Here is a 15,119-nt window from a genome sequence, read left to right on the forward strand (position 1 = left end):
AATTGGCTAAAAAGTAGAGCTACTGGATTCCTATGAGTTTGCGCAGTTATTTGTAGATGGCCGTAATGGAGCTTATAAAGACCAAATCATAGCCAAGGGGCTTACCTGGAATGATGCTTTTTATTCGGACGATAATGCGGCACGTATTGCCCGGCTGGGTTCCAATCCCGGCAATATTACCATCATCAAATCCTTGTATGATTTTCAGAACCAGAAGGTGCTACAGCCGCAGTACAATACTGATTGGCAGGATGCGCTGTACCGCAATGCAATCGTACAACGCCACAATGTATCCTTCTCTGGCGGTAACAATGGTACGCGGTATATGGTGAGTGGTGGCTACCAGGATCAGCCCGGTATTATGGTGAGTACTTTTCAAAAGCGGATCAATCTGCGCGCCAATATTGATGCAGATGTAACCAAGAAGCTGAAAGTAAGTTCCAGCATGTTTGTTACCAATACCAATAACCGGGAGGTACAGGAAGGGCGATTTAACAATGGCCCTATTCTGGGCGCCCTGGTATACATGCCTTTCTTCCCTTTATACAATGCCGATGGATCACTGGCATTGGGTGCTGCTGCTTCACCCATTGATGGTTATAACTATTCTTTCCAGGGTATTGAAAACCCGGTAGCCCTGGCAGAGCGGGTTAATATTACGCGCAAAGCTACGCGGGGTACCTATAATGCCAGCGCCACTTATGATTTTATCCCTGGTTTGCAGGGTAAGGTGAATATCGGTGCTCAAACTTATAATGAGAAATACGAGTATTATTATCCTACCAACCTAAGTAGTGGCGCGAACCCTCCCGGTTCGCCACAGGCCATCGCTGCGGCCAATGCTTCGGCGCAAACGATCACTACGCTGGATAAGCTGGCAGAGTTTACGTTGAACTATAAAAAGAAACTGGGCAAGGGCGATCTGAATGTATTAGCTGGTTATACAGCGCAGGAAACCACCAGTGATATTTTGAGTGTAACGGCCAAAGGGTTTTCTAATGACCTGGTGCCCGAGCTTACTGCTGGTGGCGCCAATGCGGCCGATTTTGGCCTTAATAAAACGATTACCGGTAAGTCTACCACCACCCTGGTATCGTACCTGGCCAGGGCTATTTATAGCTACGACAACAAGTATTACTTAACGGCTTCATTCCGTACGGATGGCTCTTCGCGTTTTGGTCCGCAAAACCGTTGGGGTAATTTCCCTTCTGTATCAGCCGGCTGGAACCTGTCGAATGAAAAGTTCTATGGCGATTGGCTGGGCGCCGGATCAACCATCCGTTTGCGCGCCAGCTGGGGTTTGAGTGGTAATAACAATATCGGTAACTACAATTATGAGCAGGCCATGGCTACACCCACTGGGGTAGTAATTGGTAACAATATCTATACGGCTAATGCTGCCGGCAATATTGCCGATGAGAAACTGGGCTGGGAGTCTACTTCGCAGTACAATTTTGGAGCAGATGTTAATTTGTTGAACAACCGGTTGTCGGTGATCCTAAACTATTATATCAGTAAGTCGTACAACCTGTTGGTACGTCAGAACATTACGGCTGCATCGGGTTCTACTTCTATCTGGACCAACCTGAAGGATGCGGATGTACGCAATACCGGGCTGGATGCACAGATCGATGCCAAGGTGATCACAGGTAAAGATTTCAACCTGAATGTAAGCGGTAATATTACGTTCAATAAAAATAAGGTAAGAAGTCTTGGTGGCGCCAGCACTATTTATTCCATCGGTGCCGAAAGGAGCTATACCACCCACGTAACGATGGAAGGACAGCCCATTGGTATGTTCTATGGTATCAAGGTGGCGGGTATGGTGCGTGAATCGGATATGGCCAATATCAAGGCCGATAATGCCGCGCTGCTGCCCAATAATACCTTCCCCTCAGGGTATAAGCTAAAAGGGCCACCCCGTTCTTCTTATTCGGCCACCCCACTGAATCCCGGCGACCTCTATTTTGAAGATGTGAATGGCGATGGCATTGTTAATGAGGCCGACAAGCAAGTGATTGGCTCTCCCTATCCTGATTTCACCTATGGCTTCAACCTGTCTATGAGTTATAAGCAATTTGACCTTAGCGCATCCTTCAACGGTTCACAGGGTAATGATGTGGTGGACGGACAGGATTATTATATCAAAAACATGGAAGGATCGGGTAATAACTATGCGGTGGTAAAAAACAGGTACCGTTCGGAAGCGGAGCCTGGCGATGGTAAGATATACCGCGCTTCACGTGCCGGTACGCAAAGTAACAGTACGCGCTTATCGGATTTCTATTTGCAGGATGGCTCCTTTTTACGTTGTACCAATATTACCCTGGGTTATAATCTTGGATCGTTGGCTTTTGTGCGCAACCTGGGCTTTAATGGTTTGCGGGTATATGGTGCAGTGGACAATGCCTTTACGATCACCAAATACCTGGGTTATAATCCCGAAGTAGATTATAACAATGGCACCAACCTTACGCCAGGTGTTGACTACGGTAAATACCCGCTGATGCGCGCCTTCAGCTTCGGGATTAAAATGCAGTTTTAATTGTTGAACATTAAACTAACCATGTATGCGTAATATAGTTGTATCAATATTGGGAATGGGCCTGGTGGTGACTGCCTCTTCCTGTACGAAAAGTTTTTGGAGCAAAGCAATCCCAATTCGGTTAACGTAGACAAATCATTACAAACAGAAGGTGATATAGCCCTGGGTGTAAATGGTGTTTACCAGGCGCTGAGGAGTACCAATTGTGTAGGTGAAGGTGCTTCGTTGTGGACGGATGACCGCGCGGATGATATCAACACTACCGACAACCAATCCAACAATGGGGAGCCTTTCCAGTTCACGGCTTTTTCGCTGGTAGCCAGCAATACCTGGCTGCAAAGTCACTGGACGGCATTGTATTTGCCCATTGCGCGCGCCAACCTGATACTGTCTGCCATTGGTAAGATCACTTTTGCTGATGATAAGGTGAAGTCGCAATATGTGGCCGAACTGAAGTTCCTGCGTGCCTTTATGTACTTTAACCTGGTGCGCGAATTTGGTGGTGTACCGCTGGTAACAGAAAGGTTGAATACGCTGGATGATGTGAACCGGGTTACTTTCCGCGAAACCCGGGAGAATGTATATGCACAGATCATTAAAGACCTGGTGGATGTAGTAGGCAGCAATTTGCCCAATGTTCAACCTGCAGCCAATAAAGGCCGTGTTTCTTTGCAAGCTGCCAATGGGTTGTTGGGGCAGGTGTATTTAACCATGGCTACTACGCTGGATGCAGCCAATAAAACGGCCAACCTTAACCAGGCCAAAACTTACCTGCTGGCCTGTTACAATATGCGCGGCTTTGGTAAACTGTCGGATATTCCTTTTGCCGATGTGTTTGATGTCAATAAGAAAAGTACCAACCAGGAGATCATTTTCCAGATCGTGTACAAGCAGGGTGATCCTACCTACCGTTCTTCGCTGGCTGCCAGTAACCAGGCGAAAGGGGAAACGATCAATTCGCTGGCGGTATCACAAGGAGCTGGTGGTCCGTTTACGAATGACCTGCTGAAAGAGTTTGAAACAGGTGACCTGCGTACGGATTTCTCTATCAAGTATGCCAATGACCCTTCGGTAAAAGCTTATTTCATTACCAAGTTCAGGGACAACAGTGCTGCGGCTACCAACCTGGGCTATGGCGGTAATGACTGGATCCTGATCCGTTATGCGGATGTGATCCTGAACCTGGCGGAAGTATTTATGTACCTGAACGACAATGCCACGGCTATTTCGTACCTGGATATGGTACGGGCCCGGGCGGCCCGCCCGCTGTATGCCACCATGCTGGGTGATGCAGCGTATGCGGCCAGGTACCCTACGTTGAAACTGGCTATCCTGCACGAGCGCCGGATAGAGCTGGCCTTCGAGCACCACCGCTGGCATGATCTGACGCGCTTTTTCAATAAGGAAGAGCTGGTGGCTTACTTTAAGGGCAAGAGCCAGGCGGATTACAACAACTCACCCTTAAGCAATATCACGACGAAGGATTATTATTTCCCCATTCCCTTAAACGAGTATAAGCTCAATCCTGCGAAAATGCCCCAGAATCCTGGCTACGAATAACCAACATGAACCTCTAAAAACGGGGGCATCTCGCTAAGGCGGGCTGCCCCTTTCCGTTTAGAAGGCATCCAGTATGTTCAGGATTTCCTGGTGCAAACCAGAGATAATACGATTATAAAAGGTATACAATAGTTAGACAATTCGTAGATATTCCGTCCCTTTACAAGAACGTATCATATATGTATTATATACGTGATATATACGGAATATATACGTAATATCTGACTATCTTGATAAGGTTGTACAGGGCTCACCTTACCCTATTGGTAGGTTGTTGGCTTTAAGTCGATGGCCTATGGCTCCTCTGCCTGGAGAGGGAACCTTTTACCTTGTACTTTGGCTGACAATGAGGATATTAAGAGAGGCTGAAGAATAGGTGAGGTATGTATTTCACCTGGCTTTTTAAACTGTTGAATTTGAGGGAAGTAGGATGTTTCTTTACAACTTCAACAACCCGACTTTGTGTAAGGTATTGACGGGTTTATTATCCCAAAACAATTCAAAATCCTCCAATCCGGCGGCGCGGTAGCTGTCCATTACTTCCTGCAAGGTGAGTGTTTTGGGATTGGTGATGGATAATTGGTTGAGCATGGTGGCCAGCCAATCACCTTGTTCACGATCTACACTGATGCTGTATTTTTCCTTTTATCCTGGAAAGTGAGGGAGGTCATTTCCCAGCTATTGCCTTTTTCGATTTGGTAAAATGCTCTACCGCTGGCTGTTTGCCCAGCCATACAATTTTGGTGGTAGGGCGGGATGCGGTATACTGATCTTCGGTCAATACTTTGGCAATATAATCGGGTGTTACCTTGGTCTTGGGTACTTTGAAATCGAACCATTTTTGCAAGGGATCTTCCAGTCCAATGCCATGCATATAATTCAACAATGACTTTTTAAGGCCATAACTAAATGTTTCATGGTCGGTGCCGGAGTCGTCAATATGTACCAGGTCGTTGTTGGCAAAGCTGCCGGTGAGGTTATTTTCCCTGCGTACATTGAACTTCTCAGGTTCTAATCCTACGGGGCTATGGGCGGTCATGGTAAACAGGTGCCAGAAGGCAGATTGCAGGATGCCGGCAGCAAAGAGCTGGCGGATCATTTCGAGGGAATCAATCGTTTCCTGGGCTGTTTGTGTAGGGAAACCATACATGAGGTAAGCATGTACCATGATGCCAGCTTCGGTAAAGTTGCGGTTTACCTGGGCCACCTGGGCAACGGTAATACCTTTCTGGATCAGTTCCAGGAGGCGGTCGCTGGCTACTTCCAGTCCACCGGATACGGCTATGCAGCCCGAACGTTTGAGCAGTAGGCAGAGGTCGCGGGTAAAGCTTTTCTCAAAGCGGATATTCGTCCACCAGCTTACTACCAGTTTACGTTTTATTATCTCCAGTGCCAGGGCCCGCATCAGTGCGGGTGGTGCGGCTTCATCCACAAAGTGAAAACCATTTTGACCTGTTTGGGCGATGATCTCCTCCATACGGTCGCACAAGAGCGAAGCGGCAATGGGTTCATACAGGCGGATATAATCAAGTGAGATATCGCAGAAAGTACATTTACCCCAATAGCAGCCATGCGCCATGGTAAGCTTATTCCAGCGGCCATCGCTCCACATGCGGTGCATGGGGTTTACTACTTCAATGGCCGATATGTATTTATCCAGGAAAAATCGCTGTAATCGGTGTACCTACCTGCCCTTGTTTGTAATCGGTGCAGGCTTTGTTGTTGAAATAGGTAACGGCACCATCAACGAGGGTGAAAGTGCGTTTCAGTTCTTCAATGGTTTTTGTTCCTTCAATATGGTGCACCAGGTTTTCGATAGGCGCTTCTCCATCATCGAGGGTAATGAAATCATAGAACTCAAACACCCGGGCGTCGGAGAGGGATCGCAATTCGGTATTGGCGAAACCACCACCCATCACCACTTTGATGCCGGGATGGTGTTGTTTGATCCACTGCCCACAGCGCAGGGAGGTATATAAGTTGCCGGGAAAGGGTACGGAGATGGCTACCAGTTTGGGTTGAACCGCTTCAATATGTTTTTGCAGCAGGTTGATCAATAACTGGTCGATATAGGTGTATTCTTTCTGCAAAGCGGCATGCAATTCATCAAAAGTATTGGCCGACCGGCCCAGGCGTTCGGCATAGCGGCTAAAGCCAAAATGCTCGTCTACACATTCACGGATGAGGTCGGAGAGGTCTTCCAGGTACATGGTGGCCAGGTGCTTGCCTTTGTCCTGATTGCCCATGGAGCCAAAGGCCCAGTCGAGGTCTTCCAGTTGCGCAAAGCGGCTGGCTTCGGGCAGGAACTCGCGTTTGCAGATGCGGTGGGCCAGGGTAGGGTTGTGGCCTTGTAAAAGTGTATGACATCATCAATGGTGCTGATGTAATCCTCCTGCAGGGCGATGATGCGGGTAATATTGTCTGATAGTGCTGCTGGCGGTTGGTTGTTGATGCGCGTAAACAACTCCTGGAGGCCCTGGCGGCTAAAGAGGGCCAGGGTGACTTCGATGCCCAGGTCGGTCTGGAAAGCCGTTATGTTGCGGGTGTTCAGAAATCCCTTCAGGTAAGCTGTTGCCGGGTAGGGCGTATTCAGTTGCGTAAAAGGCGGCGTCAGCAAAAACACAGTAGCACTCAAATCATGGAATTTGGGACAAAATTAGGTGAAAAAGCTGGTGTTGACGATGTGAGGTTGGCAGAGCAAATTGTTATTGTGGTAGTTCCCTTTTCGATATGAGTGATCTGACTAAAGAAAAAGATATTTTTGCCTATTATTGCAGGTCAATAATGGTAAAGCTATGCCAGATATTTACAATGACGATACCTACCTGGCCAATAATCCCAACTGGCATGAGGAAGATGGACCTTTTAAAACAGGTAAGATTATTACGCTGTTACAAAGCAATAAGATACCCCTTAACACAGTGTGTGAAGTGGGCTGTGGCAGCGGCGAAATACTGGTATTGCTTGGCAAGTCGATGCCCGAAATAACCAGCCTAATAGGTTATGATATTTCTGCACAAGCGATAAAGATTGCGACCCAAAAGGAAACAGATAAGATAAAGTTTGCACGGAAAGATATAACCGATGCCAGCGACAACAGCTTTTTCGATCTGCTTCTGGTGATTGATGTCATTGAGCATATTGAAAACTATTTTGCCTTTATTAGAAGCATTGCAAACAAAAGCAGTCACACCATCTTTCATATCCCGCTGGATATGAGCGTATGGAGCCTATTTAGGGAAAAGATGCTGATCGAATCTAAAAAACGAGTGGGACATATTCACAATTTTACCGAAGAATTTATTTTAAGCATTTTGGAAGACAATGGCTTTACCATAATAGACAAAATGTATACAGAGCCTACCTTTGAAGTAATAAACACCAAGCAAAAAATAGTAAACGGTGCACGTAAATTGGTGTTCAGGATAAATCAGAGATTTTGCAGTAAAACCCTTGGTGGTTATTCCATACTCGTTTTAGCAAAAAATCAGCCAAAGGTGCTATGATGTTTTGTGCCGGCAAATCCATTCGATGGATTCAAAGTTTACTTACAAATATTATTGCTGGCTGATGTCATGAGATCGAAATTTTCTGGCGTGGTCAAAATCTGCCGGATAGCGCCAGTGCTAACTTCTTATGGTACAGGATGTAAGAGCCGATCAGGAAAAGTAGGGGTAAAATGATGCCGATAAACAACACGGCAGGTTTGGCCAGGGCCAAATGTGAATACAGGGCGCCGATCATATCGAAAGCCAATCCGGCATAAGCCCACTCTTTAAGGCGCGGATAGCCCGGTACAAGAATTACAGCAAGACCCAACAACCTGGCCAAGCTAAGAAAAGGTGCCAAATAGGTGGGATAGCCAAGGTCAATAAACGGCTGTGTGGCATCTTTATTGGAAAAGAGCTCTAATATAGAGCCTGCGCCAAGGGCGAGTGTTATCAGGCCGGTGCATATCCAGTAGAATGTATTTATCTTTTTCATGTTGCAGGTTGTTTAGGGAAGGTCAAAATTGATCATCCATTGTATGCCAAATTTGTCGGTGCACATGCCGCAATAGGCGCCCCAAAAGGTATTGTTCAGGGGCATTTCGAGGGTGCCGCCTGCGGAAAGCGCTTTAAAAAACTTGTTTGTTTCCGCTTCACTTTCTGTACTCACGCGGATATAAAAATTGTTACCTTTTGTAAGCGTCTGACCCATGGAAGCGAGGGCGTCGGTGGCCATGATCACATCTTTAGGTCCCATGGGCAGGCGAATGTGCATAATCTTCTCCCATTCTTCTTCCGGCATCTTTTCATAACCGGGACTGTCTTTAAACCGTTCGAGTGCTGCAAACTGGCCGCCAAATACAGGTCTGTAAAAATTCATCGCTTCTTCCGTATTGCCCAGGAAATTCAAATAAGGATTGATGCTGATCATAATTGTTTTGTTTGTTGAAATAAAAGTAGTGGCAATAATCCTATGGGAAGGAGTGGTAATCCGACAATATTAAGGGGGTATTGCGCCAGGTAATTGTATTACATTTAAGGATGGTTACGATATCTGTTTTAGCGCTTAAGAACTGTGTGGTGGCGGCTGTTGCCGACACGGATTATCTATTTAAAGTGGTTAATGGCTTGTTGAAGAAGGCCAGCAAAAAGCCCTTATTCAAAGTGCAGTTGGTAGGCTTGTCGAAGGAAGTGGCGCCGGGTAGTGAAATGTTTGTGCTTAAACCCGATAAAGTGCTGGATGAAGTACAGGAAACGGACCTGATCATTATACCCTCGATGACAGGAGATGCAGTAGGCAATACGTATTTGAATAAGGATTTTGCTCCCTGGATCGCTGACCGTTACAAGCAGGGAGCTGAAGTGGCCAGCCTTTGTGTGGGTGCTTTTTTATTGGCCTATACAGGTTTGTTGAAAGACAAGCAATGTACTACGCATTGGGCTTATGCCAACGAGTTCAGGTATTATTATCCGAAGGTGAAACTGGTGGATGAAAAGGTAATGACGCATCAGAATGGGTTGTATTCCAGTGGGGGTAACAATGCCTACTGGAACCTGCTGTTGTACCTGGTAGAAAAGTATACGACGCGTGAGATCGCTATCCATACGGCCAAGTTTTTGTGATCGACCTGGAGCGCAGGGATCAATCGCCCTTTATCATCTTTAATGGACAAAAGTACCATGAAGATGAACCAATTCTGCAAGCACAAGAATACATTGAGGAACATTATGCGGGGAAAATAACGGTTGATCAACTGGCGGATAAGGTTAATATCAGTCGCCGGACCTTTGAGCGCCGGTTTAAACTGGCCACCAACAATACTGTAGTAGAATATATACAACGGGTAAAGATAGAAGCCACCAAAAGCAACTGGAAACGGGCAGAAAATCCATTAATGAAGTGATGTATGATGTAGGATATCTTGACATAAAGACCTTTCGTGACCTGTTTAAAAGATAACAGGGATGATGCCTAATGAATACCGGAATAAATATACCAGGGAGTAAAAGTATTCAAGCCCCTTATTCGTTGCCCGTTATATGCTTAATCCTACAATCGCTTCCACACTACTTCGGCAACAACGGCCTGTCCGCCCTGGGTGGTTTGGGTAACTACATATTTTAAGTCCTGGCCAGTATAGGTGTACTTGCGTTTTTGCAGGGTGCCTTCCCAGTTTGGAAAACTGGCATGCTCAATCCGGAAACTGATGGTTTGATCAGTTTCATTGATGGTATAGTGGCCAAAATGGGCATTGCTGCCTTGTACCAGGGCGGCGTATTCTTCGGGAGTAGCTTTGTTCTTATCTCCGGATGCAATGGAGGGCCTTCCTGCTTGCAGGATCTGGATGGCATAATTGCCCTGTTCATCGAATACCAGCAGGCCCTTTGGGTCTTTACCATAAGGGTATATCCTGCTGCTATCGGGATAGATATTGGCCACGGATACGAGGGTCCAGGTGCCTGTTAATGGATGTGGCGAGGAGTAGCGCGGGTGTGGCCGGTCTTGTTGTTGGGTAAATGCCGTTAAGGTAATCCATGTAAACAGGAGCAGGGCCAGTATTTTTTGCATGTAGTTGATTTGTGCTATAAAATTAGGTGGGCTGCCCGTCTGGTTTCCTGTACATTTTTGCACTAAATCAGTAATTTCAGGTATGATGAAGGAGTCACTATACCTGCCTTTTGAACTGAGTACAAACGGATGGACCAGTTTCCACGCACCACCTACCGCAATAATTACTTCACTTTAATTTACATAGCAGAAGGAACAGGCCTGCAAATTACAAACGATCTTAGTTTTCAATACCGAAAAGGCAACCTGTTTTTAATAACGCCTGAGGATAGTTATTCCTTCACGATTGGCACTACCACCCAGTTCTTCTTTCTTCACTTCAGCAATCAATATGTACAACCAAAGGCGGGCCATGACAATGACTGGATACAACGGATGGAGTTTATTTTGCAGAATGCCAGCCACCGGCCTGGGTGTATCTTAAAGAATAAAGTAGACAAGCCAATGGTAGCCTTATTGATTGAAAGTATTGTGAAGGAAATGGAGCAGGAGCAATTGTACCACCACAAGATCATACAGCAAATTGTTAATACGCTGATCATGGTGGTGGCCAGGAATATTGCGTTGAAATTGCCTAAAAAAGTAAAAGAGAATACGGGGAGGTGGTGCTGGATATTCTTCAGTATATACAACTGCATATTGGTGACCCGGAAAAATTAAAGGCACCATATATCTGTAAGCAGTTGGGCATTTCCCTGCATTACCTGGGGCGTTATTTCAAAAAGCAAACCGGCGAAACTTTGCAACAATACATCACGCATTACAAATTACGGTTAATTGAAGCCCGGTTACTGCACAGTGATAGGCGGATCGGAGAAATAGCCGCCGAACTTCAGTTTACTGATGAAAGCCATTTGAACAGGCTATTCAAAAAAGTATAAAGGAATGAGCCCTACGGCCTATAGAAAGCAATTTGCGCCGGCTTAAATATTCCGATCAACAGTTTGCGGTTGCAATAAAGACAAAGGGCAATAGGAATTAAAGGAAAATTCAGTATCTTATTCCCTTATCCCGGTTCGGCGGGCATTATTGCTTGCCGTTACCACCATTAAACCACCACAAACCTTATCTAATGACTACTGCTGCCTCCCTGGCCGCACCCGTAAGCCAATCGGAACGAATTGGTATTATGGATGCTCTTCGCGGCTTTGCTATCCTTGGTATTTTATTGATGAATATTCCCGGCTTCAGTCTTCCTTCTTCTGTAGGCCAAGACCCTTCTGTATGGAATGAGCAGGGCGTCAATTTTCAGGTATGGTATTTTGTGAACCTGATACCAGAGGGTACCCAACGGGCCATCTTTTCCATGTTGTTTGGTGCGGGTGTTATCCTATTTACCAGCCGTGCCGAAAAAAAGCTGCAAGGTACCTGGCCGGCAGATTATTTTCTGCGCCGGCAGTTGTGGCTCATGGTCTTTGGCCTGGTGGATGTATGGTTACTGTTGTGGTTTGGCGATATCTTATTTGATTATGCCTGCCTGGGTATGATCCTGTTTACCTTTCGCAGGCTATCGGGTAAGTGCCTGCTGATAGCAGCGGGTATATGTTTTTGCTGATGCTGGGCCGGGAAAGCAGGGACCTGTACAAGGAAAAATCCATCATTACCAAGGGCGAAAAAATTGCCTCCCTAGATACTACCAAGACCAAACTGACGGAGGATCAAAAGAGGGCCTGACGGCTATGAAGGATTTCAAGGAAAGGAGTACGCAGGAAAAAAAGCTAAAAAGGGCCGAGAGATCCATCCGGAAAACAATGGGCAGTTGGGTAGACCTGTATGAGTACCGCGGGGATCTCTACATGGGTTTCATTGCCAGGTTCATCTACCTCAATATATGGGATGTACTTTCATTTATGTTCCTGGGTATGGCCCTCTTTAAGATGGGAGTGCTTACGGGACAAGCTTCGGCCAAAGTTTATTGGATCATGACGATTGCAGGTCTGGGCGTTGGGATATGGCTATCCTGGGTTAGAATACAACCGTTGATCAAATACCAATTCAATTGGTATGAAATTGCTAAACACGATGTTTTTGACTTGTATACGATATCGCGTTTAGCCCGTTCGCTGGGCATCCTGGGTTTTATCATCTTGCTTTATAAGTCGGGCTGGGTAAGCTGGTTGTTCAACCTGATGCGGCCGGTAGGTCAAATGGCTTTTACTAACTACCTCACCCAATCGATCATTGGAGGTATCTATTTTTATGGTATTGGCCTTGGGATGTATGGCAAATTACAACGGGTAGAGGTATACTATTTTGTATTGGCCGTATGGTTGGTGCAGATCATCTGGAGCCACCTGTGGCTGCGCTATTTCCACTTCGGCCCTTTTGAATGGTTGTGGCGCAGTTTAACCTATTGGAAAAAACAACCCATGCGCAAAGGCGCCAATGCGCATGGGGAGTAATGGTAATGTTAACGTGTTCCGATGGGCTGCCGGTACTACCTAAGCCACAAGATCCTACCTGACTTACAGGGCTTGTAGGTGTTGGTAGCCGCATCATAATAGTACGTGCAGGTACCAAAATGGTTGAATTCACATACGTAGTCGTAGTTTTCGGTGCCCGCGGGATAAAAGTTGTTGCCGCTTTTGTAGAATTGTGGCAAACTGCTACAGGGAGCTTTTGAATTAGTAGCGAGGGCGGCTCCCACTGTCGCTATAACGGCAATGGATAGCATAATAGCCTTTATTTTTCTCATGTGATAAAGTTTTTAGTCGCTGAAGGTAACAACAGGTACTGCAATAATCCTGCAGTGGCAGGATGTGACCAGAAGTAAACTATTAGAAATACTAATCGTGTATGGATTTAGGATAGCCGGTCCAAACATATAATCCCAGCTCGCAAGGAAGCATGCGTTGGGTCTCCGGGTCTTTGTACCAGGTGCAGATCTTGCCAGGTGATTCTATGCATTTATATCCGGGTTCGACGGGATAATAAAGAGAATCTCTTTTGTAGTAAAGTTGCAGGTCAGTGCATGGGTTTTTTGTATTGGTTGCCAGGCTTGCGCCGACAACCAGTATGACAGCAATCGATAGAGCGAGGTGCTTTACTTTTTTTCATTTGAGGGGGAGGTGCTTTATCTGAGCGCATTGTATTGGCCCGGTTTGCAAGGGCGGTATTGGCCAAATGACTGATCATAATAATAGGTGCAAATACCAGTACCTATCTCACAGTCGTAATCTATTCCTTCAATACCTGCGGGAAAGTAATTGTTGCCCACTTTGTAATATTCCGGCTGTGGACAAGCGTTTACGCGTTTGGCGGCCAGGGCTGCTCCCACCACCAATACAACGGCGATGGATAAAATGAGGGGTTTCAACTTTCTCATGTAAAAGGGCTTTGTACCCAAAGTTAACATACATGACTGCAGTATTTTAGCAGTGGGAGGCCAATAGGATCCGTCTTACATACGGTATTTGCTAATTTTTCTTCTTTTGTACTTAATTTGTTTTATTTAAATTTCATATATGAGGAATACGCTCAGGGAAATTTATGGCAATATTGATATTTATCTGTTTGACCAATTGTTAAAGGGCCGGTACGACCACCTTCAAAAAGTGTTGGACGTAGGGTGTGGTGGTGGGCGTAACCTGTTTTACTTCTTGCGTAATGGTTTTGAGGTATTTGGCATTGACGCCGATCCCCGGGCAGTGGATGCGGTTAAGGAATTGTCAATAGTACTTGCTCCTGCTAACTCACTGGACAATTTTGTGGTAGGCAATGCAGAAGAGCTGCCGTACGGTGACGCCATATTCGATCTCGTTATCTGCAGCGCTGTATTACACTTTGCAAAAGATGAACATCAATTTGACAAGATGTTGCGGTCAATGTTCAGGGTGTTAAAGCCAGGCGGATACTTTTTTGCCCGGTTGGCTTCGGATATTGGACTGGAAACACTGGTAAAACCGTTGGGTAATAGCCGTTATTTATTGCCAGACGGGTCTGAACGATTTTTGGTGAATGAACAAATGCTCATAAAGTATACCGAAGAATTCGGGATACTTTATGAGCCTATAAAAACCACCAATGTGCAAAATGCACGGTGTATGACTACCTGGTGTGTGCAGAAAAAGTAGGAGGTTGATCTATCTCGTATATTTCTTTCTCAACATGGCTATTTCTTTACTGCCCATAGCGAGTTCCTGCTCCAGGAAATGTTCTACCGTGCCATATTTACTTTTAATAGCGCCAAAGAAAATATGGAGGAGTTCCGGGCGCAGTTCCATTTCCTTTTAACGGTTGCCATATCCAACCCCATACCCTGCGATATGCCCTGGTACATGCGGATGTGCATGGGTACCAGGTAAATATTGGAGGCGGTAAAATCAGCTTCAATAGTCGATTCCGGCACACCCAGGGCATACAGGAACAAGGCCGATGCCATACCGGTTCTATCGCGGCCACCGGTACAGTGGTACAAGATGGCTGCGGTATCGGGCAATGCCAACAATTTTTGGAATAAAGGTTTATACCGGTCGCTATAATAGGGGGAGACTGGTCGCTCCATAAAACTTTTCCAGGAAACCACCCTGCTTTATCAATTGAGCGATTTGTCTCATATCCGGCAGGCCATCGCTACCGGCCGGGCATAAAGTATAATCCGTGGCCGGTAATAACTTATCGGGCGCCGCTGCAGATTCCTTAACACCGCGAAAATCAATGACGGTATAAATATGTTTACCGGCCATCAACTGCAGGTCGGTGTCCGTGAGCTTGCTGATATCGGCACTGCGAAAAACTTTACCCCAAACCACCTGTTTACCATTTTGTGTGGTATAACCGCCTGCATCCCTGAAATTTAAGGCGTCCTGCATGGGAACCAGGCGTTTGGAACTGTCGGCCAATTGTGCGGTGGCTAACAAAGGGAGTATGAAGATGGTGATGACAATGAGTTGTTTCATGATAGTGTGTTTGTTAGTTATGAATCGTGAATCGTTTGTTTTGCGGGCACAAGTACGCT

The 15,119-nt window shown here is 46.0% G+C and carries 23 protein-coding genes; 11 read left to right on the forward strand and 12 right to left on the reverse strand.

All coding sequences use genetic code 11. The annotated features are described in order from the left end of the window. Window positions 1–22: 22 nt before the first annotated feature. Together RS881_RS26000 and RS881_RS26005 are read left to right on the forward strand one after the other, a co-directional pair. A complete protein-coding gene (locus RS881_RS26000; protein ID WP_315824621.1) occupies window positions 23–2,545 on the forward strand; it encodes a SusC/RagA family TonB-linked outer membrane protein in 2,523 nt (840 codons plus the stop codon). 96 nt (window positions 2,546–2,641) lie between these two features. Then, window positions 2,642–4,105, forward strand: a complete 1,464-nt coding sequence (locus tag RS881_RS26005) for a RagB/SusD family nutrient uptake outer membrane protein (protein ID WP_315823759.1) — start codon at window positions 2,642–2,644, stop codon at window positions 4,103–4,105. A gap of 438 nt (window positions 4,106–4,543) precedes the next feature. Here the strand turns inward: RS881_RS26005 and RS881_RS26010 are convergent, their stop codons facing one another. From RS881_RS26010 to RS881_RS26025, 4 genes are all read right to left on the reverse strand, one after another. After that, the gene (locus RS881_RS26010; RefSeq protein WP_315823760.1) at window positions 4,544–4,696 is read right to left on the reverse strand and encodes a hypothetical protein; all 153 of its coding nucleotides are present in this window, start codon (window positions 4,694–4,696) and stop codon (window positions 4,544–4,546) included. Window positions 4,697–4,772: 76 nt separating this feature from the next. Beyond that, a complete protein-coding gene (locus RS881_RS26015; RefSeq protein ID WP_315823761.1) occupies window positions 4,773–5,726 on the reverse strand; it encodes a B12-binding domain-containing radical SAM protein in 954 nt (317 codons plus the stop codon). A 31-nt stretch (window positions 5,727–5,757) separates the two neighbouring features. Then, window positions 5,758–6,351 carry a radical SAM protein gene (locus tag RS881_RS26020; RefSeq protein ID WP_315823762.1) on the reverse strand — a complete coding sequence of 198 codons (594 nt, stop codon included), beginning with the start codon at window positions 6,349–6,351 and terminating at the stop codon, window positions 5,758–5,760. Continuing rightward, a complete protein-coding gene (locus tag RS881_RS26025) occupies window positions 6,273–6,740 on the reverse strand; it encodes a hypothetical protein (RefSeq protein ID WP_315823763.1) in 468 nt (155 codons plus the stop codon). The genes RS881_RS26020 and RS881_RS26025 overlap by 79 nt, the downstream gene beginning before the upstream one ends. Window positions 6,741–6,876: 136 nt before the next feature. Between RS881_RS26025 and RS881_RS26030 the strand changes: the two genes are divergently transcribed. Further along, on the forward strand, window positions 6,877–7,611 hold the full coding sequence (locus RS881_RS26030) for a class I SAM-dependent methyltransferase (RefSeq protein WP_315823764.1): 735 nt from the start codon (window positions 6,877–6,879) through the stop codon (window positions 7,609–7,611). A 94-nt stretch (window positions 7,612–7,705) separates the two neighbouring features. Here the strand turns inward: RS881_RS26030 and RS881_RS26035 are convergent, their stop codons facing one another. Together RS881_RS26035 and RS881_RS26040 are read right to left on the reverse strand one after the other, a co-directional pair. Next, window positions 7,706–8,089 carry a DoxX family protein gene (locus tag RS881_RS26035; protein ID WP_315823765.1) on the reverse strand — a complete coding sequence of 128 codons (384 nt, stop codon included), beginning with the start codon at window positions 8,087–8,089 and terminating at the stop codon, window positions 7,706–7,708. A gap of 12 nt (window positions 8,090–8,101) precedes the next feature. Further along, window positions 8,102–8,524, reverse strand: coding sequence for a VOC family protein (locus RS881_RS26040; RefSeq protein ID WP_315823766.1), 423 nt, complete (start codon window positions 8,522–8,524; stop codon window positions 8,102–8,104). A 110-nt stretch (window positions 8,525–8,634) separates the two neighbouring features. Between RS881_RS26040 and RS881_RS26045 the strand changes: the two genes are divergently transcribed. Together RS881_RS26045 and RS881_RS26050 are read left to right on the forward strand one after the other, a co-directional pair. Continuing rightward, complete coding sequence (locus RS881_RS26045) at window positions 8,635–9,216, forward strand: DJ-1/PfpI family protein (RefSeq protein WP_315823767.1); 582 nt, start codon at window positions 8,635–8,637, stop codon at window positions 9,214–9,216. Next, a complete protein-coding gene (locus tag RS881_RS26050) occupies window positions 9,213–9,497 on the forward strand; it encodes an AraC family transcriptional regulator (protein WP_315823768.1) in 285 nt (94 codons plus the stop codon). The genes RS881_RS26045 and RS881_RS26050 overlap by 4 nt, the downstream gene beginning before the upstream one ends. A 146-nt stretch (window positions 9,498–9,643) precedes the next feature. Here RS881_RS26050 and RS881_RS26055 read toward each other — a convergent pair whose 3' ends face one another. Beyond that, entirely contained in the window at window positions 9,644–10,162 is a 519-nt protein-coding gene (locus tag RS881_RS26055) for a lipocalin-like domain-containing protein (RefSeq protein ID WP_315823769.1), read from the reverse strand. 129 nt (window positions 10,163–10,291) lie between these two features. Here RS881_RS26055 and RS881_RS26060 point away from each other — a divergent pair, with 129 nt between their 5' ends. The 5 genes from RS881_RS26060 to RS881_RS26080 all read left to right on the forward strand — a co-directional run bounded on the left by RS881_RS26060 (window position 10,292) and on the right by RS881_RS26080 (window position 12,564). Further along, window positions 10,292–10,822 (forward strand): cupin domain-containing protein, encoded by a 531-nt coding sequence (locus RS881_RS26060; RefSeq protein WP_315823770.1) that lies wholly within the window; start codon window positions 10,292–10,294, stop codon window positions 10,820–10,822. A gap of 23 nt (window positions 10,823–10,845) precedes the next feature. Then, complete coding sequence (locus RS881_RS26065; RefSeq protein ID WP_315823771.1) at window positions 10,846–11,043, forward strand: helix-turn-helix domain-containing protein; 198 nt, start codon at window positions 10,846–10,848, stop codon at window positions 11,041–11,043. A 191-nt stretch (window positions 11,044–11,234) separates the two neighbouring features. Continuing rightward, complete coding sequence (locus tag RS881_RS26070) at window positions 11,235–11,717, forward strand: DUF418 domain-containing protein (protein ID WP_315823772.1); 483 nt, start codon at window positions 11,235–11,237, stop codon at window positions 11,715–11,717. Continuing rightward, on the forward strand, window positions 11,705–11,836 hold the full coding sequence (locus RS881_RS26075) for a hypothetical protein (protein ID WP_315823773.1): 132 nt from the start codon (window positions 11,705–11,707) through the stop codon (window positions 11,834–11,836). Before RS881_RS26070 ends, RS881_RS26075 begins: the two co-directional genes overlap by 13 nt. 5 nt (window positions 11,837–11,841) lie before the next feature. After that, window positions 11,842–12,564, forward strand: a complete 723-nt coding sequence (locus RS881_RS26080) for a DUF418 domain-containing protein (RefSeq protein ID WP_315823774.1) — start codon at window positions 11,842–11,844, stop codon at window positions 12,562–12,564. 35 nt (window positions 12,565–12,599) lie between these two features. Here the strand turns inward: RS881_RS26080 and RS881_RS26085 are convergent, their stop codons facing one another. After that, complete coding sequence (locus RS881_RS26085) at window positions 12,600–12,857, reverse strand: hypothetical protein (RefSeq protein WP_315823775.1); 258 nt, start codon at window positions 12,855–12,857, stop codon at window positions 12,600–12,602. 378 nt (window positions 12,858–13,235) lie between these two features. Then, a complete protein-coding gene (locus tag RS881_RS26090; RefSeq protein WP_315823776.1) occupies window positions 13,236–13,487 on the reverse strand; it encodes a hypothetical protein in 252 nt (83 codons plus the stop codon). 139 nt (window positions 13,488–13,626) lie between these two features. Between RS881_RS26090 and RS881_RS26095 the strand changes: the two genes are divergently transcribed. Beyond that, window positions 13,627–14,235 carry a class I SAM-dependent methyltransferase gene (locus tag RS881_RS26095; RefSeq protein WP_315823777.1) on the forward strand — a complete coding sequence of 203 codons (609 nt, stop codon included), beginning with the start codon at window positions 13,627–13,629 and terminating at the stop codon, window positions 14,233–14,235. A 9-nt stretch (window positions 14,236–14,244) separates the two neighbouring features. Here the strand turns inward: RS881_RS26095 and RS881_RS60015 are convergent, their stop codons facing one another. From RS881_RS60015 to RS881_RS26105, 3 genes are read right to left on the reverse strand one after another with little or no spacing between them, the layout of a single operon-like run. Further along, the gene (locus RS881_RS60015; RefSeq protein ID WP_350340179.1) at window positions 14,245–14,385 is read right to left on the reverse strand and encodes a tyrosine-protein phosphatase; all 141 of its coding nucleotides are present in this window, start codon (window positions 14,383–14,385) and stop codon (window positions 14,245–14,247) included. Beyond that, window positions 14,319–14,666: a tyrosine-protein phosphatase gene (locus RS881_RS26100; protein ID WP_315823778.1), complete on the reverse strand. Its 348-nt coding sequence runs from the start codon at window positions 14,664–14,666 to the stop codon at window positions 14,319–14,321. Before RS881_RS26100 ends, RS881_RS60015 begins: the two co-directional genes overlap by 67 nt. Next, window positions 14,638–15,060 (reverse strand): tyrosine-protein phosphatase, encoded by a 423-nt coding sequence (locus tag RS881_RS26105; protein ID WP_315823779.1) that lies wholly within the window; start codon window positions 15,058–15,060, stop codon window positions 14,638–14,640. Before RS881_RS26105 ends, RS881_RS26100 begins: the two co-directional genes overlap by 29 nt. Window positions 15,061–15,119: the final 59 nt, after the last annotated feature.

The organism is Paraflavitalea speifideaquila (assembly GCF_032395985.1).
GTDB classification, from domain to species: Bacteria; Bacteroidota; Bacteroidia; order Chitinophagales; family Chitinophagaceae; genus Paraflavitalea; species Paraflavitalea speifideaquila.

What these genes read in the sequence shown, in the direction of transcription:
- RS881_RS26105 (WP_315823779.1), bottom strand. Translation starts at nt 15,060, where the DNA reads ATGAAACAACTCATTGTCATCACCATCTTCATACTCCCTTTGTTAGCC.
- RS881_RS26070 (WP_315823772.1), top strand. Translation starts at nt 11,235, where the DNA reads ATGACTACTGCTGCCTCCCTGGCCGCACCCGTAAGCCAATCGGAACGA.
- RS881_RS26035 (WP_315823765.1), bottom strand. Translation starts at nt 8,089, where the DNA reads ATGAAAAAGATAAATACATTCTACTGGATATGCACCGGCCTGATAACA.
- RS881_RS26075 (WP_315823773.1), top strand. Translation starts at nt 11,705, where the DNA reads ATGTTTTTGCTGATGCTGGGCCGGGAAAGCAGGGACCTGTACAAGGAA.
- RS881_RS26095 (WP_315823777.1), top strand. Translation starts at nt 13,627, where the DNA reads ATGAGGAATACGCTCAGGGAAATTTATGGCAATATTGATATTTATCTG.
- RS881_RS26080 (WP_315823774.1), top strand. Translation starts at nt 11,842, where the DNA reads ATGAAGGATTTCAAGGAAAGGAGTACGCAGGAAAAAAAGCTAAAAAGG.
- RS881_RS26020 (WP_315823762.1), bottom strand. Translation starts at nt 6,351, where the DNA reads ATGGGCAATCAGGACAAAGGCAAGCACCTGGCCACCATGTACCTGGAA.
- RS881_RS60015 (WP_350340179.1), bottom strand. Translation starts at nt 14,385, where the DNA reads ATGGAACTGCGCCCGGAACTCCTCCATATTTTCTTTGGCGCTATTAAA.
- RS881_RS26055 (WP_315823769.1), bottom strand. Translation starts at nt 10,162, where the DNA reads ATGCAAAAAATACTGGCCCTGCTCCTGTTTACATGGATTACCTTAACG.
- RS881_RS26040 (WP_315823766.1), bottom strand. Translation starts at nt 8,524, where the DNA reads ATGATCAGCATCAATCCTTATTTGAATTTCCTGGGCAATACGGAAGAA.
- RS881_RS26100 (WP_315823778.1), bottom strand. Translation starts at nt 14,666, where the DNA reads ATGGAGCGACCAGTCTCCCCCTATTATAGCGACCGGTATAAACCTTTA.
- RS881_RS26045 (WP_315823767.1), top strand. Translation starts at nt 8,635, where the DNA reads ATGGTTACGATATCTGTTTTAGCGCTTAAGAACTGTGTGGTGGCGGCT.
- RS881_RS26015 (WP_315823761.1), bottom strand. Translation starts at nt 5,726, where the DNA reads ATGCACCGCATGTGGAGCGATGGCCGCTGGAATAAGCTTACCATGGCG.
- RS881_RS26060 (WP_315823770.1), top strand. Translation starts at nt 10,292, where the DNA reads ATGGACCAGTTTCCACGCACCACCTACCGCAATAATTACTTCACTTTA.
- RS881_RS26010 (WP_315823760.1), bottom strand. Translation starts at nt 4,696, where the DNA reads ATGCTCAACCAATTATCCATCACCAATCCCAAAACACTCACCTTGCAG.
- RS881_RS26090 (WP_315823776.1), bottom strand. Translation starts at nt 13,487, where the DNA reads ATGAGAAAGTTGAAACCCCTCATTTTATCCATCGCCGTTGTATTGGTG.
- RS881_RS26085 (WP_315823775.1), bottom strand. Translation starts at nt 12,857, where the DNA reads ATGAGAAAAATAAAGGCTATTATGCTATCCATTGCCGTTATAGCGACA.